Below are 1,029 nucleotides of genomic sequence, written 5' to 3' on the forward strand. Positions count from 1 at the left end.
ATACGCTTTTAATATAAATATTTCGTATATTTAAGGATGCCAAAATCATCTACTCTAATAGTCAAAGAGAGTCTTCCAGAGCTCCAATCATTATTGCGCAAACAAGATAATCCTAAAAATATTTTGCGTTTACAATCTCTTATCCACATAAAAGAAGCGCGTTTTAAAAGGCGTAGTGAATTAGCTTCTCATTTAGGTTATAATATTCGTTCTATGGAATTGTGGTTAAAAGATTATCGTGACAAGGGGTTAGCAGGGCTTTTAATTCCAGTTAAAGAAAAACAAAAGCGTACCCGTCATGTGAATAAAGAAATTCATGAAGAATTAGAAAAAAGATTAAATGATCCTCGTTTAGGTTTTAGCAGTTATGTTGAAGCTCTTCAGTGGGTAAACAATACTTTTGAAACATCTATTCAGTATGCTACTTTACGCAATTATATGATTGAATTTTTTGGAACAAAAATCAAACAACCTCGCAAGTCTCATATTAAAAAATCAGAAGAAGCTAAAGCTGATTTTTTAAAACTTACCTGATTACCTAAATCAAGTTATACTTAGTCTAAATAGAGATAAATTTCCGTATGTGAATCTATATTTTCAAGATGAATCAAGATATGGAATGATGACCCATCTTGGAAGCATGATTACAGCAAAAGGAGTACAACCTATTGTTAATTTCAAACAAGAATTCAAGAATACTTACCTATATGGTAGTTATTCTCCTATTGATGGGGATGCTTTTGTATATGAAATAGAACAAGTCAATTGTGAAGTGTTTGAAAAATATTTGCATGCATTTTCGAAACATCGACCTAACGAATATAAAATTGTAGTAATTGATAACGCAGGTTTTCATTCAACCAAAAATATTCATCTACCTGATAATATACACTTACTTCGAATACCTCCATATACTCCTGAACTAAACCCTTGTGAACAAGTATGGAAATATATAAAAGATAGGTATAAAAACATTTGTTTTGATTCAATAGAAAAAGTCAAAGAATGGCTACACGAATTTGTGAAAGG

At 30.7% G+C, this 1,029-nt stretch carries 2 protein-coding genes; both read left to right on the forward strand.

All coding sequences use genetic code 11. The features are described from left to right. The first annotated feature begins 36 nt into the window (after positions 1–36). Positions 37–534 carry a COG3415 family protein gene (locus KQA_RS0218175; protein ID WP_010183075.1) on the forward strand — a complete coding sequence of 166 codons (498 nt, stop codon included), beginning with the start codon at positions 37–39 and terminating at the stop codon, positions 532–534. Positions 535–583: 49 nt separating this feature from the next. After that, on the forward strand, positions 584–1,029 hold a 446-nt coding region (locus KQA_RS0218180; protein WP_198283140.1), incomplete at its 3' end, for an IS630 family transposase.

Source organism: Aquimarina agarilytica ZC1 (assembly GCF_000255455.1).
GTDB lineage: Bacteria > Bacteroidota > Bacteroidia > Flavobacteriales > Flavobacteriaceae > Aquimarina > Aquimarina agarilytica.